A 12724-nucleotide genomic window follows, 5' to 3' on the forward strand; every position below is an offset into this window, starting at 1 on the left:
AACCCGGACATGGAGGTGATCGCGGAGATCAACACGCCCGCCTCCTTCGAGACGTTCAGCGAGACGCTGAACACCGGCATAGTGTTATCGGCACCACCCACGCCGAGGACGTGGAGACGCTCATCAACCGTGTGATCGAACAAGGGCTCGCCCCCTACCTCCTGCGGGAAATCGACCTCGTCGTGTTTCCACACCACGTCGACGGCGAACGCTACGTCGCGGAGGCGGTGGAACTCCTGAGCGAACGGGAGTACGAGGCTCTTGAGGGCGGCCGACTCCTATCGGGTGTCGTCAAGAAGGGCGAGCGCACACTCCACTGGGACGTCGTCGCGCGCCGCGACACGGACGGACGGTTCGACCTCGATTACGCCCATCCACACCTCGACGACGGCCACCGCTCGGTCGGCATTCGCACCTTTCACCGACTGGCCGACGCGAGCGACCGCGAGGTCGAGGCCGTCGAAGCGGAGTTCCACCGCAAACACCGATACGTCCGGTATCTCGTCAAGGAGGGCGTCGCCGACGTCGACGACCTCTTCGGGTTCGTCTCGGACCTACGGACCGACGAGGCGGCGACGGTCGAACGCGCACGGAGCGAGACGGGTGGGGCCGGGAGCGACTGACGCGTGGCCCCGGAACCCACCCCAACCGCCGAAGGACGTTCGGCACGACACTGGCGAGTCCCCGAGAACGAGCAGTGCCGCGAACCCGAGCGACGGGTGAACGCCTTCACACCGGCCGGTGCTCGCGTTCCGGGTTTCGAGCGTACTCGTTCAGGTCGTCGAACGAGCGCCAGTACTGCACCACCACCGGAGCGCGAAGGCCGAACCACGCCCGCGACCCGAGCAGTCCGCCCTCGGGGTCGGCCTCGAGTTCCCGCAACAACCGCGGCATGGCAACACCACCGGCAGCCACCTGTGTACCGTCCACAGCGAGTTGATACGCATTCCGATCAGAAAGACCCCTCCACCTCCGCGGTCATTCGCCCGTGGACGATGTCGGATATGTCGAATCGGCGCCGACTGCGGCCGTGGGGATCATATGGGTTCGTCTCCTCCCGCCGTCTCCACCGACCGTGTTAACAGTTTTACGTGTCCAGTCCTCAGCAATCCATGGGTGACGTAACCATGTGCCACCACTACGAACGTGAGTCTTGGGTCAACGATCAGGCCGACGACGAACCGGCGGCCGACACGGACGCCGAGGACGACGATTGGCTGCCCGACGAGTTCGAAGAGGAGCGTGACACCGACGTCAGCCTGCTGACCGACGGCGGCGACGACGCGTAGTCACACCGCGGTTCGCGGCCGCCAGGTCTGCCATTTTTTCGCCCGAGCGGGCGGTCAGAGTCCGTACGGATCGAACGACGGACGCGTATCACCGGTTAACGGACAGTCGTAGGCATCTCTGATCCCCTCGGCGACCGTTGTCGACGGCCGAGTGAACAGAAAGACGACGCCGTACGGCCACGCGTGCGACGACGCGTCCGGAGGGTCGGGGTCGAGAAAGAGCGCTTCGATGGCCGGATCGCCGATCTCCGGGACGGACTCGAACTCCGCTTCGAGGGGGAGGAGCCCGGTCAGAACGCTCGGGACGAACGCGCCGTCGTTTGGTAGGGGGGCACGAGGTTGGACACCACAGACGCCGATCGGATCGCCGTTCTCGGTCAGAACGGTGTACGACGGTGCCCCGGCGCCGGGCGTCCAGCAGTTCCGGGCGACCTCCGGCGGGTCGATATCGACCGCGAAGGCGGTCCGGACCCGTCCCACCCGCTTGACGGCGGTCAGCCGCCACGGTTCGGCGTCGTCCGCCGGGTCGCCGGCGAGCGTCGCCTCGATGAGATCCCCGGTTTCGAGCGCGTCGACGGTCGACTGGTTGTCGGTGTAGCCGGACCGATAAACGGAGTACAGCGTCGGCTCGTCGACGGCCTGTACGTTGATGTGTGGGACCGATTCGACGCCGCGGTACACCCGAAACCGTCCGGACTGTTCCATACAAAGCGACCGGGACGCGCGGTCCTATGCGTTTCGCTCGTGACGATGGTGGATGCCGGACCCGCAATCACCGCGGCGTTCGGGTCACCCCGCCGTCGATCCGAACCGTCTCGCCGGTGATATAACTCGCCCGTGGTGAGAGCAGGAACGCGATCAGATCGGCGAGTTCGGCCGGATCGCCCGGGCGGCCGAGAGGGATGTCCCCGAGCCACGCCTCCCGGGCCTGTTCCCGTGATTCGAACGCGCCGACCGCCATGCTCTCCTCGACCAGGTCGTCGATCCGCCCGGTCTCGAACGGGCCGGGAGCGACGGCGTTGACCCGAACCGCCGGGGCCAGTTCGCGCGCGAGCGTCGCGTCCAACCCCACGATGGCGAGTCGGAGCGCGTTCGACAGGGCGTAGTTCTCGATCGTCTCCCACACGGTCCGGGAGGTGATCGAGACGACCGACCCGCCGCCGTCGCGAAGGTGTGGTGCCGCCGCCCGCACGACCCGGACGACGCTCAGCACCAGCAACTCGTAGGTGTCGAGCCACTCCGTGTCGTCGATGTCGAGAAACGGCCGGGTGGCGGGGCCGCCGACGTTCGTGACGACGTGGTCGAGACCGCCGAAGGTGTCGACCGTCTCCCCGACGAGCGCGGTCACCGCGTCCGGGTCGGTCAGATCGGCGGCGACCCCGACCACGTTCCCGGCGCCGTCGTCGAGTTCCGCCACCGTCTCCGCCAGTCGATCCTCGTCACGACCGTTACAGACGACGCGGGCACCCGCCGCGGCCAGCGTCCGGGCACACGCCTTTCCGAAACCGCGACTCGATCCCGTCACCAGTGCGACGTTGCCGTCGAGTTCGAGATCCATAGGCGTCGGTTCGGGGCCAGTGACTAATACCGACCGCCCCCGAGCACGGACGGAACAGCGGATATCCGCCGCCCCGAAACAGCCAAGCCCGATCCGCCGAATCGTCGGGTGTGTCACCGCTCGGCCACCTCGCGCTCGCCGTTCTCGCGGCCCGAATCGCGGGGTATCGCGGTCGTGCCGCCGCCGTGCTTCTCGTCGGTGCCTTTCTCCCGGATGTCGTCGACAAACCGCTCGGGGCGCTGGGGCTCGTGCCCTCGTTTCACACCGTTGGACACTCCGTGTTCGTTCTCGCGGCGGTCGGGGCCGTTTGCCTCGCCACCGGCCGCGGCCGCCCGCTCGCACTCGGCTGGCTGTCACACCTCCTCGGGGACCTGCCGCTCGCGATTCCGCGGTATCTCGATCACTACATCTGGCCGGCGCTCGCCCCGCCAGCGCCGCCGGCCGACCCCGTCCGAGGGTATGTGGTTGGCTACGCCACCAGCCCGGCGTTCGCCGCCGAACTCCTCCTGTTTGGACTGGCGCTTGTGCTCGTCGCCCCCGACCTGTTGCGAGCGGAGACGTAACGGTCTCCTCGCCGGCACGCCGTGGCACTCAATTACCTGCAGCCGTATCCGCGTGTATGGCCGACGAATCACTGTTGTTGCAACCCGTTCTCGACGATGACGACGACGTGCGCCTCGTCCAGCGGTACGCGAGCGCGGGCGCCCGAACCGGCGCGAAAGTCGGCGCCGCCGCCGGTCCCGTCGGTGCCGGTATCGGTGCCGGGGTCGGGAGCGCGGCGGGCTTTTTCATCGGATACGGTGTCAGCGGCGTGAACCCCGCCGAACGCCGCGATGTGACGGGAGACGACGGCTACGAGTACAACAACGACAACGAGTACGGTCAGGACCACGACCACGACGCACACGCCGACGGCGACGACGGACCGGTAACCATCTCCGTTGAGGACGAACTCGACTCGTAGCGACGGCACGTGGTGTGTCGCCCGCGGTCGACCCCCCACCGTGGCCGATACGCCTCCGACGCCGGTCCCTACGGTCAGGTCGGCGGCTCCAGACTGGCGGCCGCCGCGGCGACCGCGCCGCTGATGAGAAGCACGAGAACGCTCGCCGCGTTGAGAAAGGTCGTCGCGCCGATCCGCACCTTTCCGTAGATTTCGAGCGGCATGGTCGTCACGCCGCTCCCGGCGAGAAAGAAGGTGATCAGAAACTCGTTGAACGACAACGCGAACGCGAACAGCACCGACGCGACCAGTGCCGGCCAGAGCAACGGGAGGGTGACGGTTCGAAAGGCGGTCGGACCGTCTGCGCCGAGGTCGTGGGCCGCCTCAACGAGGCCGTCGTCGAGGGTCGCGTACCGCGACGCGATGAGGAACGTGCTGAACGGCAACACCCAGTAGAGGTGGCCGGCGAGAACGGGACCGAGGCCGAACCCGAGACCGACCCGGCCGGCGGCGATCCCGATCCCGACGGCGACGACGACGGTCGGGACGAACAACGGAATCGCGACCGTCATGGCGACGCCGGCCCGGACCCATCCCGGGAGCCGTCCCCGGACGATCGTTCTGGCGGCGAGCAGTCCGAGACCGGTCCCGGCAACGGCGGTGACGGCCCCCACCGCGGTGCTGGTCGCGAGGCTCCGAACGAACCGGGTGTCGGTCAACACCTCGCCGTACCACCGAAGCGTCGCGCCGTCGAGTGGGATCGAGGGCTGTGACCCCGGCGACAACGACAGGTACGCGACGACGACGACGGGGAGGTACAGAAAGACTGCGGTCGAAACGACCGTGACGCGGAAGAAGCCGCCGTTGACGACCGCGGCGAGTCCCCCGTGAAGGCGGTCGACCGATCGCTCGATTCGACCGGCCGGTTGCTCGTGTTCGGCCGTGGGTGGGGACCGGCGCTCGCCCACGGGTTACCACCGCCCGAGTTCCGCGCGGACGTCGCTCGACAACGCACCGATGCCGAAGCCGACGAGAACGATCGCGAGAAACGCGACCGAGAGCGCGGCCGCGAACGGGTAATTGAGCACGTCGTAGAACTGCGCCGTGATGACCTGGGCGATCAGTTGCTCCGACGGGGCGGCGAGGATCTGTGGCGTCGCGAACGCGCCGGCGATGCGGGCGTAGACGATGAGCGCACCCGCGACGGCACCGCCGTACGTCTCCGGGACGATGATGTCCCGGAAGACACGGACCGGGCCGGCACCGAGGTCACGGGCCGCTTCGACCTGCCGGTAGTCCAACCGTTCCATCGAGACGTACATTGTCAGGAGCACGTAGGGGAGGTAGATATGGACAAAGCCGAGGCCAAGCGAGAGGCTCGGGAGTGCAAACGGCCCGACGACAACGCTCGCGCCACCGCGAAGAAGGTCCAGCGGTCGGTCGGCCAGTCCGGTCTCTGTCAGCAGTACGTTCACGAGACCGTTCTCGGCGAGAATCCACACCCACGTGTAGTTGAGCACGACGTAGTTCAGCCACAACGGGAGGGTAAACGAAACAAGCAGCGCGAGGCGGTAGCGGGCCGGACACCGGTGGGCGAGCCAGTAGGTCACGGGGTATGCGACGGTCAGACAGATGCCGGTGATCACGACGCCGATACCCAGCGACCGGAGCATGACGTCCGGATAGACGCTCCCGCCAAGCGCCGCGTAGTTCGTGAGCGTCACCGGCGGACTGACGCTCTCGACGAACAGGAAACCGAGCGGAACGACACCGAGCGCAACGGCGAGTGCGGTCGGGAGCGCGGCCAGTCCCGCGTCGGCGACCGTCCCGCGGGCGGCGGGTGTCGATGGCCACCACGACCGGTCGGTCAGCCCGCTCATTCGCCGTCCTCCGTGTTCGCCTCGGTCACCAGCGACGCGTCGAGCACGTCGAGCCCAACCGTCGCCCCCACGGTGACGTCCCCGTCGGCGCGGGTCCGTACCCGGACCGAATCGCCTCCGTCGAGAGCAACACCGTACTCCTCGTGTGCCCCTTTGTACGAGACGGATCGGACCGTTCCGGAGAGAGTCTCGCCGCCCGGACGGAGATCCTCCGGTCGGATGACAATCGTTACCGATCCGTCCGGCACCCCGGTATCGGCAGCGGCGTCGAACCGCCCACCGCCGGCCTCAACGGTCACCCGGCCGTTCTCCCGGCCTTGGACCGTGGCGGTAAGGAGATTGGCGTCTCCGAGAAAGTCGGCCACGAACGCCGTCCGCGGGCGGTTGTAGAGCGTCGACGGCGACCCCGACTCGACGACGCGGCCGTCACGCATCACCGCTATCCGGTCGGCCATGCTCAGCGCGCTCTCCTGATCGTGCGTGACGTAGAGAAACGTCGTTCCGACGTCGCGTTGTATCCGGCGGAGTTCGGTCCGCATCTCGGTCCGGAGCGTCCGGTCGAGCGACGAGAGCGGTTCGTCGAGAAGAAGCACCGACGGCTCGTTGGCGAGCGCTCTGGCGAGGGCGACCCGCTGGCGCTGACCGCCGGACAGCGACGCGGGATCCCGGTCACCGAACCCCGACAATCCGACCGTCTCCAGCATCTCCTCGACCTGTTCGCGGCGCGTCGCCTCCGGCACGCCGTCGCGGGCGAGACCGTAGCCGACGTTTTCGGCGACGGTCATGTGTGGAAACAGAACGAGGTCCTGAAAAACGAGGTTCGTCTCCCGGTCCCGCGGCGGCCGGTCGGTCACGTCTCTGCCGGCGAGTTCGACCTCGCCGGCCGTCGGCGACTCCAGCCCGGCGAGTATCCGCAGGGTCGTCGTCTTTCCACAGCCGGACGGGCCGACGATGGCGAAAAACTCGCCGGGTTCGACGGCAAGCGAGACGCCGGCCACCGCCGTCGTGTCACCGAACCGCTTGACCAGGCCGTCCGTTCGGAGGGTCATCTGTGAGGAGCCGCTGGTCACAACGCGGTCACGCGCCCGCCGCGCTCTTGGCCTCGGTCCACACCTGTTGGTACCGCTTGATCAGCGACTGCGGCTTGGGCTCCTCGTAGATGAACCGCGTCGGATCGTCGAGACCGAAGGCCGCGCGGTCGATGTCGTTCTCGTTGAACACCCGCCCGTTCGGGACGGCGATGTTCGAGGGGGCCATCAGCGAGTCGTACCCCACACCGGCGTGCCACTCCTGAATGAAGCGGTGGGCGGCGTCGACGTTCTCGGCTCCCTCCGGGATACAGAACTGCAGGAACCACGCTTTCGTCCCCTCGTCGGGGTACACCCGTTCGACGGGGACGCCTTCGTTCTGCATCGACGAGATCACGTAGTTCCAGACCGGTTGGATCGCCACCTCCCCCGACCCGAGCAACTGTTCGGAGTCGCCACCGGACGACCACAGCCCCTCCGCGAGGTTGACGTGGGTCGTCAGGCGACGACGGGTCGCCTCGAAGTCGATTTCGTCGGCACCGGTCGGATTGAGCGGCTCGGAACCGAAGGCGGCCCGCTCGTACAACAGTTGGAGGCGGGCGTCGTCCCGGCCGCCGATCAGGCCCCCGTACGACTCGTCGAACAACGCGCGAAGACTCGTCACGTCGTCGCTGATTTCGTCCGTGTTGACCGCAAGCGGCGTTTGTCCGAACGACCGCGGGACGCCGTACACCGACCCCTCCGATTGGAAGTAGTCTCGCTTGACGAACTCGAAGATGTCGTCGTACGCCGGTACCGCGTCGAGATCGATCGGTTGCACGAGACCGTCGGCTATCGCGGGCGGCACGGCGTAGTTGCCAAGCGCCACAAGGTCGTGGTCCGACCGGCCCGAACGCAACAGCGAGAGACTCTGTGCCGAACTCTGTGCGGCCTGTAGCTCGACCGAAATGCCGGTCTCTCGCTCGATCTCGTCGAAGATTCCGTCCGCGTACACGTAGTTCCAATCCAACAGGCGAAGCGTCGCGTTGTTGCCACCGCCGGTACAGCCCGCGCCGACGGCGACGGTTCCCGCACCGACGCCGGCGAGATACTGCCTTCGCGTTACCATCGGTACGTATCGCCGCCGGATCCTGATAAATTATACGAGAACCGTATGAACGCCCCTGGCCCGGTTCAGCGTTTGCCAAGCGCCCGTTCGAAGGTTCGCTGTGCCCGTTCGTACCCGTCGTTCCGATCGACGATCGGGTGTGGGTAGTTCGGTGCGAGCGATTCTCGCTCGCCCCGCGAGAGCGTCGGCCAGTCGACGATCTTGTTGGCCGGCACGTCACGCAGTTCCGGCACGTACTCCGTGACGTACGCCGCACCGTCGTCGTACTTTGCCATCTGGCTCACGGGATCGAAGATGCGCACGTCCACGGAGTCGGTTCCGGTCGACGCGATCCACTGCCAGTTCCCGTTGTTCGGGGCGTAGTCGTGATCGATCAGTTGTCGCTGGAAGTGACGCGCGCCCCGCCGCCAGTCGACGAGGAGGTGTTTGGTGAGAAAGCTCGCGACGACCTGCCGCGGCCGGTTGTGAATGTACCCCTCGCGGTCCAGTTGCCGCATCCCCGCATCGACGAGGGGATAGCCCGTCTCGCCAGCCACCCACGCCTCGAACGCATCGTCGTCACCGCTCCACTCGATGTCGTTGGGCGGGTCGTCGTAGTTCGACTCCCCGAGGTCGGGGTTGTGGTACAACAGGTGGTAGTTGTGTTCCCGCCACGAGAGTTCGTAGCGGTATTTGTCGACGTTCCGCGCCTCGCCGCCGGTCACCGCATCGTACACCGCCGAGGCGTCTTCCCATACCTCCCGGACGCCGATCATCCCGCCCGCGAGATACGGCGACAGGCGGGAGACGGCCTGTGTCGGCGCCTCGACCGCCCGTGCCAGATCGTCTCGGGTGTCGTTGTAATCGTAGATGCCGGCGTCGAGAAAGTCGTCGAGCCGGTCGCGTGCGGCGGTGTAGCCGGCCTTCGGGAGGTCGATATCGACGTCCGGCAGCGGAACGGTCGTCCCGTCGGTCACGTCCGCAAGGCGGTCGTCGCTGGGCTCGTCGAACGGCCGCGATTTCGGCACCCGCTCCCAGTCGTTGTAGAACCGTCCGTGGGTGGGGTATCGCTCGTCGAGCCGACCCGGATCGACCAACACGAGGTCAGTCCGGCTGTCGGTGTCGACGCCCGTTCCCGACAACGCCCGTTCGACCGCCCGTTGTCTCGTCCGCCGCGCGGGCCGGTAATGCTCGTTGTAGTGGACGGTATCGGCGTCGAACTCCGCCGCAACCGCCGCGAGTACCTCGTCCGGCGTCCCGCTCCGGACCAGCAGGTCACTCCCGAGTTCGCGGTAGCGTGTTTTGAGCGCCCGAACGCCCCGCATGAGAAACGCGCGTTGGCGTTTTCCGATCGTCCCCAACGCCTCCGAATCGTAGACGTACACCGGGAGAACGGTCTCCGACTGTGCCGCCGCGGCCAGCCCCGCGTTATCCCGTGTTCTGAGGTCGCGCTGATGCCAATGTAGACGCATATTTCATGAGTGTACTGGGGCGACGAGTACCTGTCGTGTCGCCAGGCACCGGCGTCTGTCGACTCGGGCCGTACCGGTGGATACGTCCGATACGTCGCGGTCACCGAGAAGGCCCCGTGACTACCCCTCGGCTAGGCGGCCGCCGTCGACGGCGACGTTCTGCCCGCTGATGTAGCCCGCATCCTCGTGGAGAAAAAAGAGCATCGGCGCGGCCACGTCGTCGAACGACGCCGCCCGACCGCGGGGGAACGACGACACGTCGGAGACGGTGTTTTCGACGGCGAACGGCGACACCGCGTTGACGGTGATCCCGTCGTCCTGCGTATCGGCCGCGAGCATGCGCGTGAACATCAGTACACCCGTTTTGGCGACGAAGTACGGAAAGTTGACCGGGTGGGCAACTCCCTGATCGCTGTCCGCGAACCCGATGTTGACGATCCGTCCCCAGCCGGCGTCACGCATCCCCGACAACGCCCGACGCGAACAGAGAACGGTTCCGTAGAACGTGCTCTCGACCACGTCGCGCCACGCGTCCCACTCGATCTCCGTCCAGTGGCGCGGATCGAAGTTGCCGACGTTGTTGACGAGGATGTCGACGGTCCCGAGCGTTTCCTCGACGGCCTCGAACATCGTGTCCACGCCGTCCGGATCGGTCACGTCGGCTTGAACGGTCGTTGCCTCGACGCCGTGGTCGCGTGCCTCCTCGGCCGTCGCCGTCGCCGCCGCCTCGCTCGTCCGGTAATGGACAACGACGTCCGCACCACACGCCGCGATCCGGAGCAGGAGTTCGCGACCGACACGCGTCGCGCTTCCGGTCACCAGTGCCGTCCGTCCGCTCAGATCGACCGTCGAGAGCATGCTCCACGAACGACACGGACGGTCTTGAATCCTCGTTCGTCAGTAATCCCCCAACACGCCGAGCCGCCGCGCCCGTCGGCTCGTGTACCGGAACACGAGGTAGCCCAGAACGAGGTACCCGACGGCGACGCCGACGAGAATCGCGAGGTCGGCCGCCGGAAACTCCCAGAGGCGAACGCCGTCGACCATCGCCCGCTGGAGCAGGGCGCTCCCGTGGGCCAGCGGCAGCGCTCGCGTCCAGCCGAGGTCGAACGTCGGTGCGGAGATGAGGACGATGAACCCGAACTGGAGCAGGTTCAGCCAGTTGCCGACCCGCTTGTACAGAACGGTGACACCGCCAGCCGCGAGGCCACAGCCGAGCACCGAGGCGACGCTGAGCGCGGCCACGACGGTCACGGTCAGGACGTGGACGCTGAGGGTCGTCCCCGTCACGACGAGCATCACGCCGAGGATGACGGCGGAGGTGAGAAAGGTCCGGACGAGCTTTGCAATCCCTTTTAGGAGCGCCACGGGTGCGAACCCGAACGGCGTCATGACGTGTCGTTCCAGCGTTCCCCACTGCACCTCGCTCCCGATGTCGTTCGATATCGACGAGTAGGCCCCGACCGCGAGCGTCCAGAGAAAGTATCCGACGATGATGCCTTCAATGGAGTCGGTGAGCGCACGCCCGGCGACCATCCGCCCGCCGTAGAACAACACCCCGAAAAAAAAGAGCGCGACGACGATGCCGCCGATGGCGTTTGCGGGATACCGGACGAACACGAGCAGTTCCCGGTAGAGAACGGCCCGAGACAGGGCGAGGTAGCCCGCTTGCCGTACCGGCGGGGTTTCAGATGAGTCCGGATCCGCCGTCACGCCTCCGGCCCCCCTTGCTCCGTGCCGTCCGTGAGACTGAGCAACACGTCGTCGAGTCCGGGGTCGACGCTTTCGACCGCCGTGAGCGCCACGTCGTGGCGACGGAGATACGACATGAGCGCGTAGAGTCCCTCGGTATCCGTGGTCACGCCGACCTGTGTGCCGCGGTCCAGCCGTTCGACGCCCGTCACGTCGACCCGTTCGCGGAACCCCGCCAGCAGGTCGGCGTCGAACCCCGGACTCGTCAGTCGGAGCGTGTGCCCCTCGGCTTGAAGCAACGCGTCGACGGTGTCGTCGGCGACGACCTGCCCGTCGGCGACGACGACCACCCGGTCACAGACGGTTTCGACGACGCCCATGTCGTGGCTGCTGAGAATCACCGTCAGCCCCGTCTCGGCGGCCAACCGCCGTATCTCCGCCTGTAACATGCGGGCGCTCGCCACGTCGAGACCGAGCGTCGGTTCATCGAGAAAGACCACGTCCGCGCCCCCCGCGAGAACGCTTGCCAGCGACACCTTCTGTTTCATTCCTCGCGAGAGGTCCCGGACCGGTTCGTCGGCTTTCTCTGTCAGGTTCAACCGGTCGAGCAGGCGTTCGTGGCGCGCCGCAACGGAGTCCGGGTCGACGCCGCCGACGGTCGCAAAGTAGCGCAGGTTCTCCCGTACTGTCAGCCGCCAGTAGTCGTTTCGCGCGCCCTCGAGCATCGCGTCGACGTGTGCGTACGCCTCGCGGGGCGCGTCGCGGACGTCGACCCCCATGATCCGAACGTCGCCCTCGTCGGGCAACACCATACCGAGGATCGACTTGATGAGCGTCGTCTTTCCGGCTCCGTTCGGACCGAGGAGGCCGACGACCGACCCCCGTTCGACCTCAAGCGAGACCCCGTCGACGGCCGTCACCGCGTCGGGACCGCTCCCGAACCGCTTTCGGAGGTCGTCAACGGCGACGGCCGGCGCGTGGACACCCCGTGCCGTCGCTTGCCCACCCTCGTCGGCGTCTCGTCCTCGATATCCTGTGGTCACGGCCGTTCTACGTCGTGGACGAATAAATGTGCGTGGCGGGGGTGTCCGGTCGCGGTGGCGTGGTGTGTCGGCGGTCTCCGAGCGTTTTTTTCCGTCGAGTCACAACGACGTGTAGTGCTTTCCGACCGCGACCGCACCAAACTCGACCCGAGCGACGACCGGGCGTTCTACGACGCGCCGCGGTTCGTCACACACGCCGACGACGCCTTTCTCGCCCGGCTCACGGCCCTGTACGACTCGGTGACCTCGCCCGGTGACCGGGTCTTCGATGCGATGGGGAGCTGGGTGTCACACCTCCCGGACACCGACTACGACCGGGTGGTCGGACACGGGCTCAACGAGGCCGAACTCGCAGAGAACGACGTTCTCGACGAGTGGTTCGTCCGCGATTTCAACGCCGATCCGTCGCTCCCGCTCGACGACGCGGCGTTCGACGCCGTCTGCTGTGCGCTGTCGGTCCAGTATCTCCAGTACCCGAGCGACGTGTTCGCCGCGTTCGCTCGCGTTCTCGGCCCGGGTGGCGTGCTCGTCGTGAGCTTCACCGATCGAATGTTCCCGACGAAAGCGGTCCGAGCGTGGCGAAACGCCTCGATGGACGGCCGTGCCGAACTGGTCGCGGGCTACTGCCGGGAGGTGGGGCTCGCCGTCGAGACTGTCGTTCGCGAACGGCCGGGGGGCGATCCGTTCTACGCCGTCGTGGCGCGACACGCTCCGAGCGACGGGTGAGTCGGG

At 67.0% G+C, this 12724-nt stretch carries 15 protein-coding genes and 1 pseudogene; 5 read left to right on the top strand and 11 right to left on the bottom strand.

What is annotated here, in order from left to right; all coding sequences use genetic code 11:
* A pseudogene (locus tag Q0925_RS04920) lies at positions 1 to 623 on the top strand (secretion system protein); the annotation flags it as partial.
* A 106-nt stretch (positions 624 to 729) separates the two neighbouring features.
* Here the strand turns inward: Q0925_RS04920 and Q0925_RS04925 are convergent.
* Positions 730 to 930 carry a monooxygenase family protein gene (locus Q0925_RS04925; protein ID WP_299332400.1) on the bottom strand — a complete coding sequence of 67 codons (201 nt, stop codon included), beginning with the start codon at positions 928 to 930 and terminating at the stop codon, positions 730 to 732.
* 182 nt (positions 931 to 1112) lie between these two features.
* On the opposite strand from Q0925_RS04925, the gene Q0925_RS04930 reads away from it, so the two are divergent.
* Entirely contained in the window at positions 1113 to 1289 is a 177-nt protein-coding gene (locus Q0925_RS04930) for a hypothetical protein (RefSeq protein ID WP_299332402.1), read from the top strand.
* A 54-nt stretch (positions 1290 to 1343) separates the two neighbouring features.
* Here the strand turns inward: Q0925_RS04930 and Q0925_RS04935 are convergent, their stop codons facing one another.
* Complete coding sequence (locus Q0925_RS04935; RefSeq protein WP_299332404.1) at positions 1344 to 1994, bottom strand: hypothetical protein; 651 nt, start codon at positions 1992 to 1994, stop codon at positions 1344 to 1346.
* A 67-nt stretch (positions 1995 to 2061) separates the two neighbouring features.
* The gene (locus tag Q0925_RS04940) at positions 2062 to 2847 is read right to left on the bottom strand and encodes an SDR family NAD(P)-dependent oxidoreductase (protein WP_299332405.1); all 786 of its coding nucleotides are present in this window, start codon (positions 2845 to 2847) and stop codon (positions 2062 to 2064) included.
* Positions 2848 to 2957: 110 nt separating this feature from the next.
* On the opposite strand from Q0925_RS04940, the gene Q0925_RS04945 reads away from it, so the two are divergent.
* Together Q0925_RS04945 and Q0925_RS04950 are read left to right on the top strand one after the other, a co-directional pair.
* On the top strand, positions 2958 to 3410 hold the full coding sequence (locus Q0925_RS04945; RefSeq protein ID WP_299332407.1) for a metal-dependent hydrolase: 453 nt from the start codon (positions 2958 to 2960) through the stop codon (positions 3408 to 3410).
* A gap of 56 nt (positions 3411 to 3466) precedes the next feature.
* Positions 3467 to 3811 (top strand): hypothetical protein, encoded by a 345-nt coding sequence (locus Q0925_RS04950; RefSeq protein ID WP_299332409.1) that lies wholly within the window; start codon positions 3467 to 3469, stop codon positions 3809 to 3811.
* A gap of 74 nt (positions 3812 to 3885) precedes the next feature.
* Here the strand turns inward: Q0925_RS04950 and Q0925_RS04955 are convergent, their stop codons facing one another.
* The 8 genes from Q0925_RS04955 to Q0925_RS04990 all read right to left on the bottom strand — a co-directional run bounded on the left by Q0925_RS04955 (position 3886) and on the right by Q0925_RS04990 (position 11992).
* Positions 3886 to 4758, bottom strand: coding sequence for an ABC transporter permease (locus Q0925_RS04955; RefSeq protein WP_299332410.1), 873 nt, complete (start codon positions 4756 to 4758; stop codon positions 3886 to 3888).
* A 3-nt stretch (positions 4759 to 4761) separates the two neighbouring features.
* Complete coding sequence (locus tag Q0925_RS04960) at positions 4762 to 5670, bottom strand: ABC transporter permease (RefSeq protein WP_299332411.1); 909 nt, start codon at positions 5668 to 5670, stop codon at positions 4762 to 4764.
* The gene (locus Q0925_RS04965; protein ID WP_299332413.1) at positions 5667 to 6740 is read right to left on the bottom strand and encodes an ABC transporter ATP-binding protein; all 1074 of its coding nucleotides are present in this window, start codon (positions 6738 to 6740) and stop codon (positions 5667 to 5669) included. The genes Q0925_RS04960 and Q0925_RS04965 overlap by 4 nt, the downstream gene beginning before the upstream one ends.
* A 7-nt stretch (positions 6741 to 6747) precedes the next feature.
* A complete protein-coding gene (locus Q0925_RS04970; protein ID WP_299332415.1) occupies positions 6748 to 7806 on the bottom strand; it encodes an ABC transporter substrate-binding protein in 1059 nt (352 codons plus the stop codon).
* 65 nt (positions 7807 to 7871) lie between these two features.
* Positions 7872 to 9257: a cryptochrome/photolyase family protein gene (locus tag Q0925_RS04975; protein WP_299332417.1), complete on the bottom strand. Its 1386-nt coding sequence runs from the start codon at positions 9255 to 9257 to the stop codon at positions 7872 to 7874.
* A gap of 120 nt (positions 9258 to 9377) precedes the next feature.
* Entirely contained in the window at positions 9378 to 10115 is a 738-nt protein-coding gene (locus tag Q0925_RS04980) for an SDR family NAD(P)-dependent oxidoreductase (protein ID WP_299332419.1), read from the bottom strand.
* Positions 10116 to 10154: 39 nt separating this feature from the next.
* Positions 10155 to 10970 (bottom strand): ABC transporter permease, encoded by an 816-nt coding sequence (locus Q0925_RS04985; RefSeq protein WP_299332421.1) that lies wholly within the window; start codon positions 10968 to 10970, stop codon positions 10155 to 10157.
* Positions 10967 to 11992 (bottom strand): ABC transporter ATP-binding protein, encoded by a 1026-nt coding sequence (locus Q0925_RS04990; RefSeq protein WP_299332423.1) that lies wholly within the window; start codon positions 11990 to 11992, stop codon positions 10967 to 10969. Before Q0925_RS04990 ends, Q0925_RS04985 begins: the two co-directional genes overlap by 4 nt.
* Before the next feature lie 114 nt (positions 11993 to 12106).
* Between Q0925_RS04990 and Q0925_RS04995 the strand changes: the two genes are divergently transcribed.
* Entirely contained in the window at positions 12107 to 12718 is a 612-nt protein-coding gene (locus Q0925_RS04995) for a class I SAM-dependent methyltransferase (RefSeq protein ID WP_299332424.1), read from the top strand.
* The last annotated feature ends 6 nt before the right edge of the window (positions 12719 to 12724 follow it).

Origin of the sequence: Haloplanus sp., assembly GCF_028275055.1 — an archaeon.
Classification (GTDB): Archaea; Halobacteriota; Halobacteria; order Halobacteriales; family Haloferacaceae; genus Haloplanus.

Coding starts and splice junctions, on each gene's coding strand:
- Q0925_RS04940 (WP_299332405.1), bottom strand. CDS start 2,847: ATGGATCTCGAACTCGACGGCAACGTCGCACTGGTGACGGGATCGAGT.
- Q0925_RS04980 (WP_299332419.1), bottom strand. CDS start 10,115: ATGCTCTCGACGGTCGATCTGAGCGGACGGACGGCACTGGTGACCGGA.
- Q0925_RS04935 (WP_299332404.1), bottom strand. CDS start 1,994: ATGGAACAGTCCGGACGGTTTCGGGTGTACCGCGGCGTCGAATCGGTC.
- Q0925_RS04960 (WP_299332411.1), bottom strand. CDS start 5,670: ATGAGCGGGCTGACCGACCGGTCGTGGTGGCCATCGACACCCGCCGCC.
- Q0925_RS04975 (WP_299332417.1), bottom strand. CDS start 9,257: ATGCGTCTACATTGGCATCAGCGCGACCTCAGAACACGGGATAACGCG.
- Q0925_RS04970 (WP_299332415.1), bottom strand. CDS start 7,806: ATGGTAACGCGAAGGCAGTATCTCGCCGGCGTCGGTGCGGGAACCGTC.
- Q0925_RS04950 (WP_299332409.1), top strand. CDS start 3,467: ATGGCCGACGAATCACTGTTGTTGCAACCCGTTCTCGACGATGACGAC.
- Q0925_RS04930 (WP_299332402.1), top strand. CDS start 1,113: ATGGGTGACGTAACCATGTGCCACCACTACGAACGTGAGTCTTGGGTC.